The 17,555-nt window shown below is 50.1% G+C and carries 21 protein-coding genes; 4 read left to right on the forward strand and 17 right to left on the reverse strand.

Translation table 11 applies throughout. From position 1 onward, the window contains the following. Nucleotides 1-9 precede the first annotated feature (9 nt). Together BM191_RS09800 and BM191_RS09805 are read right to left on the reverse strand one after the other, a co-directional pair. Nucleotides 10-1,311, reverse strand: coding sequence for a flagellin N-terminal helical domain-containing protein (locus BM191_RS09800; protein WP_092877662.1), 1,302 nt, complete (start codon nucleotides 1,309-1,311; stop codon nucleotides 10-12). Nucleotides 1,312-1,460: 149 nt separating this feature from the next. Further along, nucleotides 1,461-2,354 (reverse strand): flagellin N-terminal helical domain-containing protein, encoded by an 894-nt coding sequence (locus BM191_RS09805; RefSeq protein ID WP_092877664.1) that lies wholly within the window; start codon nucleotides 2,352-2,354, stop codon nucleotides 1,461-1,463. A gap of 462 nt (nucleotides 2,355-2,816) precedes the next feature. On the opposite strand from BM191_RS09805, the gene BM191_RS17540 reads away from it, so the two are divergent. Continuing rightward, nucleotides 2,817-3,503 carry a winged helix-turn-helix domain-containing protein gene (locus tag BM191_RS17540; protein WP_092877666.1) on the forward strand — a complete coding sequence of 229 codons (687 nt, stop codon included), beginning with the start codon at nucleotides 2,817-2,819 and terminating at the stop codon, nucleotides 3,501-3,503. Between the two features lie 173 nt (nucleotides 3,504-3,676). On the opposite strand, the gene BM191_RS09815 is transcribed toward BM191_RS17540, so the two are convergent. From BM191_RS09815 to flgB, 12 genes are all read right to left on the reverse strand, one after another. Continuing rightward, entirely contained in the window at nucleotides 3,677-4,687 is a 1,011-nt protein-coding gene (locus BM191_RS09815; RefSeq protein WP_092877668.1) for a hypothetical protein, read from the reverse strand. Nucleotides 4,688-4,696: 9 nt separating this feature from the next. After that, nucleotides 4,697-5,602, reverse strand: a complete 906-nt coding sequence (locus BM191_RS09820) for a flagellin N-terminal helical domain-containing protein (RefSeq protein WP_092877670.1) — start codon at nucleotides 5,600-5,602, stop codon at nucleotides 4,697-4,699. Between the two features lie 11 nt (nucleotides 5,603-5,613). After that, nucleotides 5,614-6,984: a flagellar hook-associated protein FlgK gene (gene flgK, locus BM191_RS09825; protein WP_092877672.1), complete on the reverse strand. Its 1,371-nt coding sequence runs from the start codon at nucleotides 6,982-6,984 to the stop codon at nucleotides 5,614-5,616. Nucleotides 6,985-7,065: 81 nt separating this feature from the next. Next, the gene (locus tag BM191_RS09830; protein WP_092877674.1) at nucleotides 7,066-7,356 is read right to left on the reverse strand and encodes a rod-binding protein; all 291 of its coding nucleotides are present in this window, start codon (nucleotides 7,354-7,356) and stop codon (nucleotides 7,066-7,068) included. An 8-nt stretch (nucleotides 7,357-7,364) separates the two neighbouring features. Continuing rightward, a complete protein-coding gene (locus tag BM191_RS09835; RefSeq protein ID WP_092877676.1) occupies nucleotides 7,365-8,471 on the reverse strand; it encodes a flagellar basal body P-ring protein FlgI in 1,107 nt (368 codons plus the stop codon). Nucleotides 8,472-8,482: 11 nt separating this feature from the next. After that, complete coding sequence (gene flgH / locus BM191_RS09840) at nucleotides 8,483-9,166, reverse strand: flagellar basal body L-ring protein FlgH (protein WP_092877678.1); 684 nt, start codon at nucleotides 9,164-9,166, stop codon at nucleotides 8,483-8,485. Between the two features lie 39 nt (nucleotides 9,167-9,205). Further along, on the reverse strand, nucleotides 9,206-9,991 hold the full coding sequence (gene flgG / locus BM191_RS09845; RefSeq protein ID WP_092877680.1) for a flagellar basal-body rod protein FlgG: 786 nt from the start codon (nucleotides 9,989-9,991) through the stop codon (nucleotides 9,206-9,208). A gap of 17 nt (nucleotides 9,992-10,008) precedes the next feature. Then, complete coding sequence (locus tag BM191_RS09850; protein ID WP_092877682.1) at nucleotides 10,009-10,740, reverse strand: flagellar basal body rod protein FlgF; 732 nt, start codon at nucleotides 10,738-10,740, stop codon at nucleotides 10,009-10,011. A 2-nt stretch (nucleotides 10,741-10,742) separates the two neighbouring features. Continuing rightward, complete coding sequence (flgE, locus tag BM191_RS09855) at nucleotides 10,743-11,933, reverse strand: flagellar hook protein FlgE (RefSeq protein WP_092877684.1); 1,191 nt, start codon at nucleotides 11,931-11,933, stop codon at nucleotides 10,743-10,745. An 18-nt stretch (nucleotides 11,934-11,951) separates the two neighbouring features. Then, on the reverse strand, nucleotides 11,952-12,617 hold the full coding sequence (locus BM191_RS09860; protein ID WP_092877686.1) for a flagellar hook capping FlgD N-terminal domain-containing protein: 666 nt from the start codon (nucleotides 12,615-12,617) through the stop codon (nucleotides 11,952-11,954). Beyond that, nucleotides 12,617-13,030 (reverse strand): flagellar basal body rod protein FlgC, encoded by a 414-nt coding sequence (flgC, locus tag BM191_RS09865; protein ID WP_092877688.1) that lies wholly within the window; start codon nucleotides 13,028-13,030, stop codon nucleotides 12,617-12,619. Before flgC ends, BM191_RS09860 begins: the two co-directional genes overlap by 1 nt. Nucleotides 13,031-13,032: 2 nt before the next feature. Beyond that, nucleotides 13,033-13,383, reverse strand: coding sequence for a flagellar basal body rod protein FlgB (flgB, locus tag BM191_RS09870; RefSeq protein ID WP_092877690.1), 351 nt, complete (start codon nucleotides 13,381-13,383; stop codon nucleotides 13,033-13,035). Between the two features lie 93 nt (nucleotides 13,384-13,476). Here flgB and flgA point away from each other — a divergent pair, with 93 nt between their 5' ends. The 3 genes from flgA (at nucleotide 13,477) to BM191_RS09885 (ending at nucleotide 15,050) form a co-directional block, all read left to right on the forward strand. Then, nucleotides 13,477-14,253, forward strand: a complete 777-nt coding sequence (gene flgA / locus BM191_RS09875; protein ID WP_092877692.1) for a flagellar basal body P-ring formation chaperone FlgA — start codon at nucleotides 13,477-13,479, stop codon at nucleotides 14,251-14,253. Between the two features lie 88 nt (nucleotides 14,254-14,341). Then, nucleotides 14,342-14,626 (forward strand): flagellar biosynthesis anti-sigma factor FlgM, encoded by a 285-nt coding sequence (flgM, locus tag BM191_RS09880; RefSeq protein ID WP_092877694.1) that lies wholly within the window; start codon nucleotides 14,342-14,344, stop codon nucleotides 14,624-14,626. Further along, complete coding sequence (locus BM191_RS09885; RefSeq protein ID WP_092877696.1) at nucleotides 14,616-15,050, forward strand: flagellar protein FlgN; 435 nt, start codon at nucleotides 14,616-14,618, stop codon at nucleotides 15,048-15,050. Before flgM ends, BM191_RS09885 begins: the two co-directional genes overlap by 11 nt. A 22-nt stretch (nucleotides 15,051-15,072) precedes the next feature. Here BM191_RS09885 and BM191_RS09890 read toward each other — a convergent pair whose 3' ends face one another. The 3 genes from BM191_RS09890 to fliH are packed head-to-tail and all read right to left on the reverse strand — an operon-like array spanning nucleotide 15,073 to nucleotide 17,552. Further along, the gene (locus tag BM191_RS09890; RefSeq protein ID WP_092877698.1) at nucleotides 15,073-15,507 is read right to left on the reverse strand and encodes a flagellar export protein FliJ; all 435 of its coding nucleotides are present in this window, start codon (nucleotides 15,505-15,507) and stop codon (nucleotides 15,073-15,075) included. Nucleotides 15,508-15,516: 9 nt separating this feature from the next. Then, nucleotides 15,517-16,827 carry a flagellar protein export ATPase FliI gene (fliI, locus tag BM191_RS09895; RefSeq protein ID WP_092877701.1) on the reverse strand — a complete coding sequence of 437 codons (1,311 nt, stop codon included), beginning with the start codon at nucleotides 16,825-16,827 and terminating at the stop codon, nucleotides 15,517-15,519. Beyond that, nucleotides 16,824-17,552 carry a flagellar assembly protein FliH gene (gene fliH / locus BM191_RS09900; protein ID WP_177203322.1) on the reverse strand — a complete coding sequence of 243 codons (729 nt, stop codon included), beginning with the start codon at nucleotides 17,550-17,552 and terminating at the stop codon, nucleotides 16,824-16,826. The genes fliI and fliH overlap by 4 nt, the downstream gene beginning before the upstream one ends. Between the last annotated feature and the right edge of the window lie 3 nt (nucleotides 17,553-17,555).

The following is a 17,555-nucleotide window of genomic DNA, read 5'->3' on the forward strand; positions in this document are numbered from 1 at the left end:
ATGCTATAATTATTTAAGAAAGTTCAATATCATAGAACTCATACTCCCGGCTTGCCTGAGCATCAACTGGCTGCTTTGCGCCAGCATTTGCTGCCGGGTCATCTGCGATGACTCACTGGCATAATCGGTATCACGGATAACGCCGATGCTGTTATCGGTATTATCTTTCATATTGGCAAGATTATTTGAAGTATGGCCCAGACGGTTGATGCTGGCACCGAGGCTGGAGCGGATGGCGCCGACAGAATTCAGCACGTCGCTTATCCGCCCAATCATGCTATTTGCACTGGCTCCGGTGGTCAGATCGTGACCGGCTACGCCCAGTTCGCCAATCGCCAAGGCGACATCATTGATTTGCTCGCTGAGATCAAGCTTCATCACTTCATCTTTACCGGCACCGATTTGAAACTGCAACGCCTTTGTCAGTTTGCCCTGCGTCTCAATAGTCACCGAGGGACCATCGGATGCCGCAGCCGGGGCCGGGTCCGGTGCTGAGGCTGGATCAGATTCGGCAGGCAAATCTGGCGCTGTCGAAGTGTCTATCCAGATGGAGGGTGACCCTGACGGTGCCGAGTGAGACTTCAATTCAGCAGACGAAGCTGACGCTGCCGAGGGATCCAGCCATGGTGCTCTATCAGTCGTAGTCTCACCTCTTCGATAATAATCGTTGATAAAATCATATCCCGGGATTCCTGGAGCAAAATTCACTTTTCCCTCCGTACCATCCCTAAGGTAATAATTCACCGTGTAATGTATTATTTTTTCACTATCGGTAGGCAATATTTCAATCTTGAATTTATAGCCATCCTCCGGTTTGGAATAATCCTTAGGTACTGTAGGCGATTCAGCTGCTGGTGGAACAACTTCTTTTTCAGGCTTTTTCACTGACACGGCTGAACTGAACAGCCTCTCGCTACCGTATGTGGTATTTTTGAGGATATTCGTCAGCTCATCGTTCAGTGCTGTAAACTCAGACTGGAGCGCATCACGATCGCTGGCTCCGTTGGTGTCGTCGGCCCCTTGTGTCGCCAGGTCCTTCATGCGGTAAAGGATATTGGTCACTTCATCAAAAGCCCCCTCCGCCGTCTGCAGCATCGAGCTGGCTTTACTGATATTTTGCTGCGCGACTGTCATCCCATTTGACTGGCCCTGTAGGCGGGTGGCGATTTGCAACCCTGCCGCATCGTCTGCCGCGGAATTAATACGCTTGCCGGTAGCGAGACGCTCCATCGCACTCTGCAGGACTTTATTTGCACGGTTGAGCGCGTTGGCGGACGTCATTTCTGATGGGTTGGTAAAAAGCGAAATCATGAGATACACCTTTTATTACGGGTGATCTGTCAGGAAAGATTGTCGGCGAATTTGCTTATCTTTATCTGACCATTGAGTGTTTAGTTTTAGAAGTCTTCAAGGTAGTACGGTAAAGCACCGCCTAAAAGGTCGGTGCATTCTCTCACCTATCAGTTAAGGAAACTCATTACCATGCCACTCATGCTGTTTGCCTGCTTAAGCATTAACTGGCTGCTTTGCGCCAGCATCTGTTGGCGGGTCATCTGCGATGATTCACTGGCATAATCGGTATCCCGAATAACGCCAATACTGTTATCCGTATTATCTTTCATGTTGGCAAGATTGTTTGACGTATGTCCCAGGCGGTTAATATTAGCGCCCAGACTGGAGCGGATCTCCGTCACCTGATTCAGCACATCGCTCACTTGACCAATCATAGTATTTGCGCTAGTGCCGGTGGTTACGGCATCTTCAGCAGACAAGCCATTAAGCGCCGTAGTCACTGCGGAGAGCTGCTTGCTGATGTCCAGTTTCAGCACCTCATCCTTGCCAGCACCGATCTGAAACTGCATCGCCTTCGTCAGCTTGCCAGCAGTACTTGCTGCTGAAGTATCGCCATCAGCGGTGGCATCGCCAGTCGTAGAGCCGCTGGCAAACAACTTCTCAGATCCATAAGATGTATTATTCATGATATTGCTAAGTTCTTTATTCAGCTCAGTAAACTCAGCCTGTATCGATTTACGATCATCATCGCCATTGGTATCATCGGCACTCTGAGTTGCCAAGTCCTTCATGCGGAAGAGAATATTAGTGATCTCATCAAAACCACCTTCCGCAGTTTGCAGCATGGAGGTCGCTTTACCGATGTTCTGCTGTGCAACTGTCATCCCATTTGACTGTCCCTGCAGCCTGGTTGCGATCTGTAAACCGGCCGCGTCATCAGCCGCTGAGTTGATACGTTTACCTGTACCCAGACGTTGCATGGCCGTCTGTAACGTGGCATTTGCACGATTCATGGCGTTAGTTGAGGTCATTGCTGAAGAGTTAGTGAAAATAGAAAGCATACCGTTTCTCTCTTTAAATTATTGAAAATTGCAAAGGAATAAAACGACCCCCCTTTGTCATTTCTTAAACTCAGAGAGAATTTTTTTTCATTTTTCTAATAAATACTTGTAAAACAGATAGTTATTTGATTTCTTTTGCTTACTGACTAAACGTTAACGTTGAGAGCCCCTCCAGCAGTAGTATTCCGAGATGAGTAGCAACAAGCCGGTAGCCAACATCTGAGCTTACTCTTCAGAAGGTTAAAGCAGTGATCTTTGAATTTTTCTGAAAAAAAATATAAAATTTCTGCAACGCACTCTATGAATATATAGATCGAAATGGGATCCACTCTCATTACTTAATTAATCAAATTAATTGATATATTACATTTTTAAAAAAACGAGATTAGAACCTAAACTCAAGATGTTATATGTTCTGGCAGGAAGACCAGAATAAGGCTAGTCAATCAGGAAGACAAAAAGATGAACGCCAAATTTACAATTAATAACTGGTTACTGGACGGCGATAGTTCGTCACTTATACATAAGGAAAGTCATGAACAGAGAAGGCTGGGCGAATTTCAGTTCAGACTATTACAAGTGCTGGCCGACAATGCAGGTAAGATACTTTCGCGAGATGAACTTAATGCCAAAGTTTGGGAAAAACGCGTAATCGGAAACAACAGTCTACCTAATGCAGTACATGCACTACGCGTCGCTCTTGACGATAATAGTAAACAAAAATTTATTATCAAAACCATTCCTAAAAAAGGCTACATGCTTGAGGCTGAGTATTGTCAGAACCTAACCGTTCAAATCGAGCCAGTGTTAGCTGACGGGGCCGAAATATGGGCTCAGCCATTACATACGAAAGAGACCGTTGATTCTTCCTACACACAGATGCCAGAGGCGCGTTCACGCCCCACAACCATCACCACCCAATTTCGGCCGAACAAACTCTGGCAACGGTTATTTTTAGTACAAATGGCATTAGTGTTCATTTTAAGCGCGGTACTCGTTAAGTCACTATTTTTGGAAACGAAAATACCTGAGGTACTAAGCCACAACCTATGGGACAACGTAAAACTGGCACCTCTTTTGCCTACATCTCATGACGAACCTTATGAAAGGCTAAGCCATTTGCCCTCTCAAAATGTTACCTCCAACTAAGCAGTAAATACTCGGTGGCTTGCCAGTTAATCACCGTATCGCGTTGTTTCCATATCAAAAATAACGCGACGCTGGACCCCGTTAAAATGACGGGTCCTGTTACTGACATTCCGACCAACCTCTTAGCATGGGGCTGATATGCTGATGTGAGTTTATCACCTTTACTCTTGATTCTAACCACTTCTGCTTAGTACGTTTCTGACCCTGGCTGCAGGCACCCTTGCCTGTGCCAACAGGGCCTGATTTAACGAAAGAAAATCGCTGTCTCTGAGCCGCTCTGCCAGCCTTCTTGCCGAGCTTAATGCCGACAGCTGCGGACTGAACGTCGCCATACTTTCAATCCGTGTTTTAACTTTGCGCTGTGATTCCTGCAAAACTTCACGTTGAACGCTAAGCATGGTGAGCGTTTTTTCCATAACCGGTAACATACGTCTGGCCGATAAAGGCTGTTGAAGCAGATCTGACAGTGAAGGATCTGATTCGGGTTTTATTGGAAAGAACTCACCAGCAGGATAAAGACCACCGCTACCCTGAACGCTGAGTTGCTGACTGACACGTGACCACTTTACTTCATCAACCTGAAATTGTGGCACTCCTTTAGGGGCCGTAGAGGCGGATATTCCCCACTTGCCAAGCGTACGATTAAGCAACTGGACTATCTGTTGAGGCGAACCACCCGCAGGTAACACCGCAGCACTAATTTCCTGCGAATTTCCCGTCAGAGAAAACGTCAGCATTTCATGCTGCTTGCTATCAACCCACTGCTCGCTCCCAGGAAGACGGAAATTGACCCGGGCATCTTGTTCGAAATTGACCTTGAGCTGACGATCAATGCTTCCGCCAGATTTTGTTGCGCGCTCTGTCAGAAGATCTTGTAATTGCCGCATATTGTCGGCAATGACCACAGAGGTTTTATGTTGATTTAATGCATGCTGTATGGCAATTACCCGGCTCTCAACCGCTTTCAGATAATCATCGGCCTGCTGGACGCGCGTTAATTGTTGGTTGAGCTGTGTACCATAACGTAGCGGCTGCGAGGAAATTAGCGGTGAGTCTGGAAAAGCGCTATCCTGACGGCGTTTTCCATTATTGCCGTTTTGAACCTTCGCCGCCTGCCCGGTCGCTTTGGTCTGACTAAGCTGGACGCCAGACAGGGACGAAAGATTACGATTATCTATCTGCATCGTCTTACGTTATCCCTGCCCAAAGGGTGAAAGGTTAAGTATTTTGACAAAGTTTTTCATCGAAATTTCCGTTACCATCGTATATTTTTGAAACTCCATCTGAGCGGCCGGCAGATTCAGCCCTTCAAGTTGATCGGCCATCGTCTGATTAATCACCAGGCTATCCTCATGCGTTTCATTCATCTGCGTCAGCATATTCTGCCGGGTCCCCAGCTCTGACAGTAACGAGGCGCTTCCGTCAAAAGCGTCGTTTACCTGACCAATCATGCTACTGATATCACTGAGATAACTACTGGATTCCAACGTGGGATCATCCATTTTATTCAGCAAATCTTCCAGGTTATTCAATACCGATACATTACCACCCAGTGCTGAAACCAGATCGACGCGACTTTCAACGCTATTGCTGTTCCCAACCGAAATAGCGGTGTTGTTATGATTGCCCTGAAATAACCATTTGCCGTTAGCACCTCTGACAAGCGGCGCTTTGTCGCTCATCGTACCGCTAAAAAAGTAGTGGCCATTATCATCACGTGCATTGACCATGCCTACCAGGGCACTGACGTTAGCGCGAATTGATTGGGCATAGCCGCTCATATCAGCAGCGCTTAAATCGCTGTTGTTAGCTTCCCGTAAGCTATCGAGAATAGAAAGCAATTGCTTATTACTACCACTAACCTGAATTTCCTGCTGTGAAAGCTGGCCAGAAAGGCTTTCAATGTTGCTTTGATATCGTTCAGAATCCGCCATGCCGCGACGTAGCATAAGTAGCTGGGCGCTGGCGGCGGGATCATCTGACGGTACTAGGATCCGTTTGTTTGCCTCAATTTGCTTTAACAGTTTATTCATGTGTACATTGCTGTTGGTATAACTATTCTGCAGCGAATTAAAAAGCATCTGATTTGGAAATCGCATAAGTCCTCCGGTCAAAATAATGCCAGTACGCTTCTCAACAACTCATCGCCCGTTGCGATAACTTTCATGTTGCCCTGATAAGCCTGTATGTAAGCCATCAAGTTTAAATTCTCCTCCTGATTATCGACCTGACTGACGCTGTCTCGCTGCTGCTGAGCGATATCCAGTTGTGACTGTGCAGCGCGCTGCTCGTTCTGATTCTGCGAGCTTTGCGTGCCAACCTCATTGATTAACATCGCACTGGCGTTGCCCAGGCTGAGCTTGCCCAGACCGGGGATATCCATCTGCTGGTCTTTGATAGCGATAAGCGCCAGCAGGTTGCGATTATCACCTATCTCTCCTGATTCAGAAGAGAAGGCCAGCGCTCCCCGTGACAGATCGGTGACTTGCAGCATACCCTGCTGATTGTTGCTATTGAATGTAAACAGTGGCTCTCCGGGGTTTCCATTCAGATCGAACCCTTTCGCCTGCTGTTCATTGAAAGCATCAGCCAGGTTATGCGCCATTCCCTGTAACGCACTGTAGATCGGTTTCAGCATCTGCTGCTGATAGTCAAATAACGCACCAAGATCGCCACCGCAGGATGTATCCTCGCGTAGCTGACTATGAGAGAAATTCAACCATAATTCATTCTGGGCGCTGTTGCCCGATTTGATCTCCAGACGACCGGCCTCACCACCGCTGACCAGCGGTTGACCATCGGCCAGCGTAATCTGATATTCGCCCTTATCGCTTTCATTTACATGAACGGCAATATGGCTGCTTAGGGACTTTACCAGCTCATCACGCTGATCGCGAAGAATGTTAGTATTGCCGCCTGCGGCCTCAGTTTGGACAATACTTTCATTGAATTTGGCAATGCCCGCACTGTATTGATTGATGCTTTGTACTAACGTCCGCTGCTGATTGCCGGTGTCACTCCATTGGCTCTGCAGAAAATGCTGGGTGTTACTAAACCGTCGCGCCAGTGATTTCGCTTGCGCCAGCACATCCTGGCGCAGCGCCAAATCATCGGCCTTCGTGCTGGCAGCGTTCAGTGAGTCAAAAAAGCTATCAAGACTGCTATTCAATTCACCCGAAGCCGAGCTGACAAATGTCTCCAGGCTGGTTAACCAACTCTGCGTCTGATTAAAATATTGCGTTTCACTGTTGCTTTGCCAGACTTGCGCCGATCGATACATATCCGCCATCCGGCGAATGCCGATGACCTCCACGCCGCCGCCGCTATTTAAACGATTATTATCTGCCGGGCCAACTGATTGCTGCTCGCTGCGCTGACGGCTGTATCCCGGCGTCATGATATTGGCAAGATTCATGGCTGTGGCGTTCAGGCCACTACGTGCAGCCTGAACGCCGCTAAATCCGATATCGCTTAAACTCACCGCTATTCTCCCTGTGATTTAATTCCCGCACTTCTCGTTATGCAATAGCGACGCATCGTGCCCAAAAATTAATTTCCAACACTATTTTTCCTGCGGCGAAAGCTGCTTGATCAACAAATTTGCTATGCCGGTGCTGCGCTGACTGGCCAGCTGTTGTGCCAGTGCATCATCGAGAAAATCACGCATCCTGCGCGATTCCTGACTGCTGAACATGCCGTCCTCGCTGCTCATAACGTCGCTTGCCTTACGCATTTCCTTTAGCATTGTGCGCAAAAACATGGCTTCAAACTGCTCAGCAGCCTGGTCAAGGTTGCGTATCTTCGGCCCTCCGACAGCAGGCGTCGTCAATGAAGTATCGATAGAATTAATCATCTGAATTCCTATATCACTATCAATTCGGCGTCGAGCGCCCCAGCGGCATGCAACGCTTGCAAAATCGCCATAGTGTCATCCGGCGATGCACCGAGGCTGTTGATAGTATTTACAATACTACTCAGGCTAGTCCCTTCGGGTACGACCACCATCTGCCCATTGCCGCGATCGACACTGATATCACTTTGCGGTGTGACAGCCGTTGAGCCACCACTGAGCGCGCCAGGCTGACTCACCGTCGGCCGTTCACGAATAGTGACCGATAAATTTCCGTGGGAAACCGCTGCCGCGTGAACCACGACCCCTTCTCCAATAACAACAGTACCCGTGCGGGCATTGAAAACAACCCGCGGCGGAGCGGCATCAGCGGTAATCTGTACATCTTCCAACATCGACATGAACGCTACGCGTTCAGAAGCAGAAACTGGCGCACGAACCTCAATGTTGGTCGCGCTTTTTGCTTCCGCCGTTCGGCTACCAAAGTGTTTATTCAGCTGCTGCGCAATAGTATTGGCGGTTTTGAAGCTGGGTCGCTTCAGATTGAGCATCACCGCCGGGTTTTGCTGGAAGTCGCTGGGAATTTCCCGCTCGACTGTTGCACCGTTAGGAATAAGGCCGACCGTCGGCGTATTGATCACCACGCTGGATCCGCTGTCACCTTCAGCACGAATGCCTCCGACCACAACGTTTCCCTGAGCCAGGGCATAAACCTCCCCATCCGCGCCGCGCAATTGTGTCAGCAGCAAGGTTCCCCCGCGCAGGCTTTTCGCATCGCCAATTGAAGAGACGGTGACGTTAATGGTCTGACCGCGCGCATACATTGGCGGTAGCGTTGCACTCAGTGTCACCGCCGCAACGTTTTTTACCTTAGGGTCGACACGTGGTGGCAGCTGAACGCCAAACTGACGCAACATATTTCCTAATGACTGATTGGTAAACTTAACCTGATTACGGTCGCCAGTACCATCAAGACCCACCACCAAGCTATAGCCAACCAGTTGGTTCCCCCTGACCCCCTGAATATCAACCAGGTTGCCAAGTGGCTCCGCATTCAGCCCGGCACTGGCTGCAATGAGCGATACGGCAAGCAATCGCGATAAAAAGCGGATCGACATAATATCCCCCCTCAAAATGGGAACAGTGGATGGTTAAAGAAGCGCGTAAGCCAACCCGCAGAGTTGGAATCGCTTAACGCGCCGCGTCCGGCATAAGAAATACGGGCGTTGGCAATACGCTGTGAAGAAATCGTGTTATCGCTTGCGATATCCTCAGGGCTCACCAGGCCGGTCACTCGCATATACTCATCACCCTGGTTAAGCGTTAACCATTTTTCTCCGCGCACGGCGAGTACGCCGTTAGGCAACACCTTGTAAACTGAAATTGTGATAGCGCCGCGCAGCATATTTTGCTGCGTAGAACTGGCATTGCCACGAAAATCCCGGTCACCGTTTATTGCACTGTCCAGATTACTCTCGGCCCTACCGAACAGCGACGTGACGCCCAGCTCAACATCGTTTTTTTTGCCAAAATTGGTTTTTGCCTGTTTGCTGGACTGTGTCGATTCATCAAGACGGATCGTCAGAATATCGCCAACGCGGTAGGCACGCCGATCCTGAGTTAGCGACCAGCCATAATTTGACTGATATACCCCACCACCACTCGGCATTCTTCGCGGCTCGAGGTTCCATTCCGGAGGGGCATAAGCTGCGTCATCCTTGTGTACCAACAGCGCCTGGCTTTCGCAGCCGGTTAATCCACAGGATGACAGTAAGGTGCAGGCTATAAGCTGCTTTATTCGTGTATTGATCATGATCGGATTTCCGGCGGAAGCAGTGCTTCCGCCTGAGGTTTACATCTGCTGGGTAAGGAATCGCAACATATCGTCTGCCGCTGAGACCATTTTGGCATTCATTTCATAGGCGCGCTGCACGGTGATCATATCGACCATCTCTTCGACTACCTGCACGTTGGAGCCTTCAAGCGAGCCCTGCAATAAAGATCCAATGCCATCTTCACCAGGTACGCCTTCATTGGCTTCACCGCTGGCAACCGTTTCGCGATAAAGATTGTCGCCCAGCGCCTCAAGACCTGACGGATTGACAAATGTTACCAGCGTGAGCTGCCCTAACTCCACCGGCTCAGCTTCTCCACCGACCGTGGCGGTGACCGTACCATCCCTGCCGATGGTGACTTTTTGCACGTTTTGCGGCAGCTCTATCTGAGGAACCAGCGGCAACCCTTGAGAGTTGGTCAGAACACCATCGGCATTGACCCGAAAATTACCATTGCGGGTATAGGCGAGATCACCATTGGTGGTTTCAACTTGAAACAACCCCTGCCCCGTGATCGCCACGTCGAGATCCTGCTCAGTATTCTGAATCGGCCCCATCGTGAATTGCTTTTGCGTGCCGAGGATTTTAACACCGCTACCAAACTGAATACCGCCAGGCGCAGTGTTATTCTGGTCTAACATGGCACCAGGTACGCGCTGAGTCTGGTAATAGAGATCCTCAAAAGCCACGCGGTCACGTTTGAAACCAGTCGTATTGACGTTAGCAAGGTTATTCGAAATGGCGGCCATTTTGGCGTCTTGCGCCGCAAGGCCGGTTTTACTCACCCAAAGTGCGGGATTCATCCTGTTATATCCTTATATCAAGTTCCACGAATCAGACGATTTCCCGCCTGGGCAAGCGTATCTGCCACCTTCATCATTTTGATCTGGGTCTCAAAATGACGGCTCAGTGAGATGGTCTGCACCATTTCGTTAATGGCTGAAACGTTGCTGGCCTCCAGGTGCCCCGACGTCAACCGAACCACTTCACTGCCAGGATTGACAGCGCGGTTGGTTACCAGAAAACCGTTGTTGTTTTTGCTGAGCCGGCCGCCTGCAATATCGACCAGTTTTATACGGTCGACGTCGGAGGCTGCCTGAACGTCGCCATCGGCTGGCACCAAGGAAATAGTGCCATCAACGCCGATGGAAACTTGTGAAAAAGGCGGTAATTGAATCGGCCCGCCAACGCCCAGCACCGGTTTACCCATGATAGTGAGGTTGCCCTGGTCATCGACTTCAATATGACCATTGCGGGTGTAAGCCTCACGACCGGCATCCCGCACAGCAATCAAACCATTGCCTTTGATGGCGACATCCAGGTTACGCCCGGTCTCCTGCAACACTCCGGGCGTCAGATCAATGCCGCCGTTGGCGCTGCTAACCTGAACGCGACTGTGATAACCCTCGCCATTTATCACCCGGCTGGACGCTCGCTCAAGATCGGCACGAAAGCCATCAGTATTGGCATTTGACAAATTGTTGGCGTGAATCTGCTGCTGCATCAGGCTACGATTAGCACCGCTCACCGCGGTATAAATCAAACGATCCATAATTAAAGCGCCTGGAACAGAGCATTCATCATCTGATCGTTAGTTGAGATGACTTTAGTATTAGCCTGATAGTTACGCTGCGCTGACATCAGTCCCATCAGCTCATTAGTAATATCAACATTTGACTGTTCCAGGGTTGAGGATTTGATACTGCCGTAACTGCCAATTTGCGGCGTTCCCAGCAGCGGCTGTCCAGATTGGTTGGTCATCGCCCATGCCGTACCATCTGTCGACTCAAGTCCGTCGGGATTGGTAAAGTTTGCCAGCACTAACTGCCCCTGCAACTGACGCTGGCCATTGCTGTAAGTACCGTAGATCTTGCCATCTGCATCGACCTGCCGACCGTTTCTCTCGCCACTGGCATAGCCGTTGGTATTATTGGTCGTGACGTTAAAATCGCTGGCAAATTGCGTTGTGCCGGTATATACCGTGCCAATACTCATCGCTGAGGCGCCCGCAGGACTGTAATTAATCTGCAGCTTATCGGCGGGTTGAACCATCAGGCCGTTCGCGTCAAAATTGAACTGCTGTCCAGCTGGTTCAGTCGCGTTACCATCAATATAATAATGCGCCTGCCATTGTCCTTCGTTGGTTTTGACAAAGTACTGCTCCAGGCTGTGCTGACGTCCAAGCGAATCATAGATCGGCGTGCGGAAAACCTGGTTGTAAGTCTGATTATCGTTGCGATCAAAACGACTGTCATCCATCGCAGGTGCATCTGCATTCAGGTTGGCAGCAAACTTCATCTGATCGCTCACCTTCGCTGGAATAGTGCCGTTGCTAACGGATAAATCGCCCACTATTCCGGTCTGCAACTGGCCATTAGCATCAACCGAATACCCCTGAACACGCTTACCAGCGTTGTTTACCAGATATCCCTCATTGTTCAGTTGAAAATAACCGGCACGGGTATAGCTTGTGTTGCCCGCATTATCCTTAGTAATAAAAAAACCGCCCCCGGAAATGGCGAGATCGAGGTCGCTGGACGCAGCAACCAGATTCCCGTTCTTCCCAATGCTCTGTGCAATACGCTCAACACTAACGCCCTGTGGCTGATTACCGGCATAGAGCGAGGAAAATTCTGCGCGCATTGACTTATAGCCAACGGTATCGCTGTTAGCAATGTTGTTACTGATAGCGCTCAGCTGATGAGATAAAGCGTTGAGGCCTGAATTAGCAATATTAAAACTCATAAATTAATCCCTTAAAAATCACGCGGTACTACGACTTCCAAACTGACGTAGCTGGGTGTAAGGCACGTCGCCTACACCAGAAAGCGTCAGTACCGGAAGATTACTATCCGGATCGACACGTATACTGTTTACAATGCCTGAAAGCTCCATTGGGATATTTTGCATCCCCCCATCAGCCACAGCACTGAGACTGTATTTACCGGCTCTGAGTCCGAGTTTTGTCGCATCAATAGTGAAATTGACATCCCCGGCTGGCTGGTCACCCAGCGGTATCACTGTTTCCTGCCCGGTTGCATCTTTGATATGCAACGTCAGGTTCGCGCCCGCATGGGCCAGATGCAGGCGACCGTTAGCTTTGCTATTTTCCTGCAGAGTAATATGACTTCCCTCGGCGTAGGCCTGCTTGCCGACAAGAGAGCTCAGGGTAAGCAGTTGAATATTATCAACCAATGTGCCCACTTTATTAATTTCGCGGGTCATTTTGTTCATCGATTCAATCTGCGACAGCTGTGAAAACTGATTGATAAACTGTGCGCTATCCGTCGGATTAGTCGGGTCCTGGTTTTCAATCTGCGCCACCAGCAGTTTAAGAAACATATCGCCGGATGCATCACCATTTTTCGTCGGCAGTAAGTCCGAGCTGTCAGCCTGAAGCGGCGCTTTGTTAAGTGGATTAATATCCATTAAATTTCCCCTAGCCTGAGCACGCTTTGCTGCATGCTTTTGACGCTATTGAGCACCTCAACACTGGTCTCAAAACTACGTGATGCGGACATCATGTCCGCCATTTCTTCCACATTGTTAATATCCGGATAAAAAACCATCCCGCGCGCATCTGCCAACGGATTCCCCGGCTCATAGCGCTGCACAGTTCCGCCACTTTCAACGACATCCAACACCTGCACCCGGGCGCCGGAAATACCCGGGTTAGTATTGTCATAAACAGCCGAAAATACGGGGCTAAGTGCTTTATATGCGGTCGCAGCGCTGGTTGCCGGGGTATCGGCGTTAGCAAGATTACTGGCGATAGTATTCAACCGGATAGTCTGTGCATTCATCGCCGATCCGGAGATGCGATAAATATTGTTAAAAGACACGATTATCTCCCTTCAATCGCTTGTTTAAGTCCGGCGAACTTGCCGGTGAGGAATGTCATGCTGGCTTGATAATCCAATGCATTTTTGGTGAACTCAGCCTGTTCCAAGGCTGTGGCAACCGTATTACCGTCTGCCGATGGCTGGTAAGGCACTCGATATTTCACCCGAGGATTTACATCTGACAAATTTTCATTCTGTAAACGTTGCATCTCGGCGGCAAAGTCAATATCTTTTGCCTGGAAGTGAGGAGTATCAACATTGGCCAAATTAGCCGACAGCAGCTCAGCTCGCGAAAGTCGAAGCTGCAATGCGGCAGGATGAATGCCTAATGCTCGATCAAAACTGATTCCCACTGATGCCCCCTGATTTGTTCAATTAAAACGCCATGCGCATTTCTCTAGCAAATAGCATGCCAAAATTTAACACTTTGAAATTAAGGGGATTTTATGATCTTATTGTTTAAATCACGGAAATTATTTTTCCTCTCACCGGTACTGTTTGTTCTTCCGGCCTTCATCCCCCCCGCTGAGGCTAATGCCGCCCTGCAGACAAAAAAGATCTCAATCACAGCGCGTAAGCAGGTCTATAACCAGGCAGTCGCTAATGCCACTGCAGATATTGAGCGTATCGCCAAACAGCGTAAATGGCAGGATGTGACCAGCAAGCTGAACGTATTTATTCCCGGAGAAGTGAGTCAGTTCGCTGCCTGCACACGACCGCTGATAACCTCATTACCCACCAGAGATGCCAGGGTGCTTTCCCGCCTACGCTACGATATACGCTGTGAAGGGGCTGAGCGTTGGGATATCACGGTCACGGTTAAGCCTAATGTTTATGTGCCCGTACTGGTTGCCAGCCGTACGCTGACACGCGGACAACGCCTGCAAGCGGGCGATGTGGAAATGAAAAAACGCAATGTCGCCATGCTACGCGATGGCGCGATAACCTCACCGGATGATGCGATTGGTCTGACAGTTAAAAAACGGGTAAATGAATTGCAGCCGCTGCTACCGTCCCATTTGCAGCAGCCATTAATGGTTGAGCGCGGGCAACGGGTTTTAATGGTGGCAGAACAAGATGGCGTGGAAGCGCGTACGCTGGGTGAAGCGCTGAAAAAAGGGCGCAAGGGCGATATGATTAGAGTGCGTAACCTCAGCAGCAAAACCGTAGTGACCGCCATTGTTGAAGGCCCGGCGGTGGTGCGTTTGCTGATCGCCGGATAAAATTAATCAAAGATGAGTTAAGTTTATGACGGTCCCGGTCGCATTTACTCAGTAACCATCACCAATATGTCAGAGAACCAGACACCCGATGAAAATTTTAACCAGCCTGCTGATACCCGTGCCTGCACTGCAGAACCATCGTAAAGAATCCGAGTCAGTCGGTATTTCAGAAAAAAAAGCTGAGATCCCACAACAACAGTTGCATACCACCGCGAAAGAGCTACTGACAGCACGCCAACAGCTGCAAGAGGAGCCGGAGATTGATCAACAAAAAGTCGCCGCGTGTAAAGCCGAACTTCAGGCGGGAAACTTAACGGTAGATACCGATGAACTGGCCCGCGCTATGATGGATTTTCATCGTCATGGGCGCTAAAACTGAACAGATCAAAGCGCTGCTGGGCGATATTCGACTGGATGATCAACGCTATCAGCAGCTGGCAGAACTGCTTGAGTTGCAGCATAGTGCGATGATCTCATGCGACAGCTTGCAAATGGCGGAGTTGAATCAACAGCTATTAGCCAGCTATCAGCAACTGCAAGGTTCCGCTCAACGTCGGGTAACGATACTGAAAACGTTAGGATTGCCTGAGAGGGACGAAGGTATGCGCCAACTATTGAACGCTTTACCACAAGGGTTATCAGCGCAGGCGATGGAGTGGTGGCAAAAGCTCGAACAGCAAACCCAGCGCTGCCAGCACCTCAATAGCCGTAACGGTCGCCTGCTGCATGCTCAGCAGGAAATATTTGCCGGATTAATAAACAATAACAGCGCGACTAATTTTCTTTACGCTGAATAGGTTTACTTCACCACCTGCGCATTCATTTCTGCTTACGCAGCCAGCTTTGCAGGGCGATATCATCTGTTTGCCGCTGCTGCTGGCGTGCTTCAGACATTTGTAGCTGTTGTCGTTGTAGCTTAACTGCCTGGGCCATACGCATCTCCTCACGAGACTTTTCATAAAGTACACGTTTTAGCTGAACGATCTCCACTTGCGTTAGCGCATGCTCTTGCTCCTGCCAGTCAACCACTCGCTGAAGCATTGCTTTGTAATCAGCGGCGTTTTGCATCATCTTGCCGCCGCCAGGTGCCGGTAAACTTACCGTTTTCAGCTGATTTAACGCATCGATATTATTGCGATAACGCAGTGCGGTCAGCTGCTGGCTGGCAAGCTCACTGCTGAGCCGGTCAACACTATTTTCTTTCAGCTGGCGTAAGCGCTCTAGCAGCCGGACATTGTTATTTTTTCCACTCACAAATCAACCTCATGCCTGGCTTAGCGCCAGTAACTCGCGGGTCGACTGCGCCAACGGAGACGGTTCATCCTTATCCTGGCGCAGAAAGCTCATCATTGCTGGCTGTAAACGTACGGCTTTATCTACCTCGACATCAGCGCCTGCCACGTAGCCACCAAGCGGGATCAGCGGTTTTATTGCCATGTAATCACTATAACGCTGCTTTAAAATGCGTGCGGCATGCTGATGGTTCGGTTCGGTGACCTGCCCCATGCAGCGGCTGATACTCTGAGCGATATCAATCGCGGGATAGTGCCCACTTTCAGCTAACTCGCGCGAAAGAACAATATGACCATCAAGCACCGCTCTGGCGCAATCAACGATAGGGTCCTGCTGGTCATCGCCCTCCGCCAGGACGGTATAAATCGCCGTCATTGAACCCGCTGCGTCGCTGTTGCCGGCGCTTTCTACTAGGCGGGGGATCATACCAAACGCCGACGGTGGATAACCTTTCGTTGCCGGCGGCTCGCCCAGCGACAGCGCGATCTCCCGCTGTGCCATCGCATAGCGGGTCAAGGAATCAACCAACAGCAGGACGTCTTTGCCTTGATCGCGAAAATGCGCCGCAATGGCATGGCATAACTCTGCCGCCTTGAGACGCATCAGCGGTGATTCATCCGCCGGCGCGGCAACAACAATTGACTTTGCCATACCACTGGCCTGAAGCGTGTGATAAATAAACTCATTCACTTCGCGCCCGCGCTCACCTATCAACCCGACAACGACGACATCAGCCTGCGTACTGCGAGTAATCATGCCTAACAGGACGCTTTTACCAACACCGGAGCCTGCCATCAGGCCAACACGCTGGCCTTTACCTATCGTCAACAGCCCGTTAATCGCCTTAACACCAGTATCCAGCGGGGTATCAACCGGCCTTCTTAACAATGGATTGATCAACTCCGGCTGCGAATTCAGCGGAAACTCTCCGCCAGGGGCGCTTTTGCCATCCAGCGGCTCACCAAGTCCGTTGATCACCCTTCCCATCCAATCCGATCCGATCATCAATGCGCGTTTTTTTTCCACTGGAAAGACCCTGGCGCCCGCAGTCAACCCTCCTGGCGACTTGAAGGACATCAGGAAAGTCACATCACGGTCAAAACCAACGACCTGAGCGTCCAGCATTGTTCCGCTACTCTCTTCAATCTGACAATACTGGCCGACTGCCAGCTGGCAACCTACCGACTCCAGTAATAGTCCTTTAACTCGCACCAGACGACCTGACACCCGTGCCAGCGGAATGCTTTCTATCGATTTCAGCGCATGCTCAAGCGGACTCATTTTTCCTGCTCTTGAGAAGGGGGGTTATTGAGTAGCGATCCCGCGCCACCCACCGGGGCGGCCAAACTTTTACCAAGCGCATCAATGCACTGTTCAAGACGATGATTACAGCCGATATCCATCTCTCCAACATCAGTAACAATACGGCATTCCCCTGCTTCCAGAAACGCATCGCCTGTCATCCCCCAGGCACTGACTTTCTCCGGCGCCAGCTCCTGAATGCGGACAAACTCGTCGGGGTTGAGAAGAACCTGGAGTCGTGTGGGTGTCTCAGGCAGGCTGGAGAGCGCTTCGTCCACCAGCGTCAGCAGCTGAGAGGGCTGAATCGCCAGGTCACAGCGAATAACCTGTCGCGCCACTTTTTCGACCAGCAGCATCAACTCATCGCGACGCCGCTGCTCATACTCATCAAGCGTTTGACGCAGTTGAACAACCAGCGCATCGACCGGACTTACGGCCTGTTGCAAATTACTGCGGGCCTCACATAGACCTTCGTCCCGGCCTTGCTGGTGGCCCTCTTCATATCCGGCACTGCGCCCCGCCTGATAACCCTGCTCATGCCCCTGGTCAAAACCATTACGCCTCATCTGCTCGACTTCCTGCTGGAGCTGATCTTCGTCGATCGTCTCCTGCAGCGCAGCCGTTGCGTCCTCAGGTGGCTTCTTATTGAGAGATGGAAAGTGATACAGCCGTAGCGTTCCGTCAATGGCGTCATTCAGCGTCATTCG

Source organism: Izhakiella capsodis (assembly GCF_900115045.1).
In the GTDB taxonomy this organism is placed as follows: domain Bacteria; phylum Pseudomonadota; class Gammaproteobacteria; order Enterobacterales; family Enterobacteriaceae; genus Izhakiella; species Izhakiella capsodis.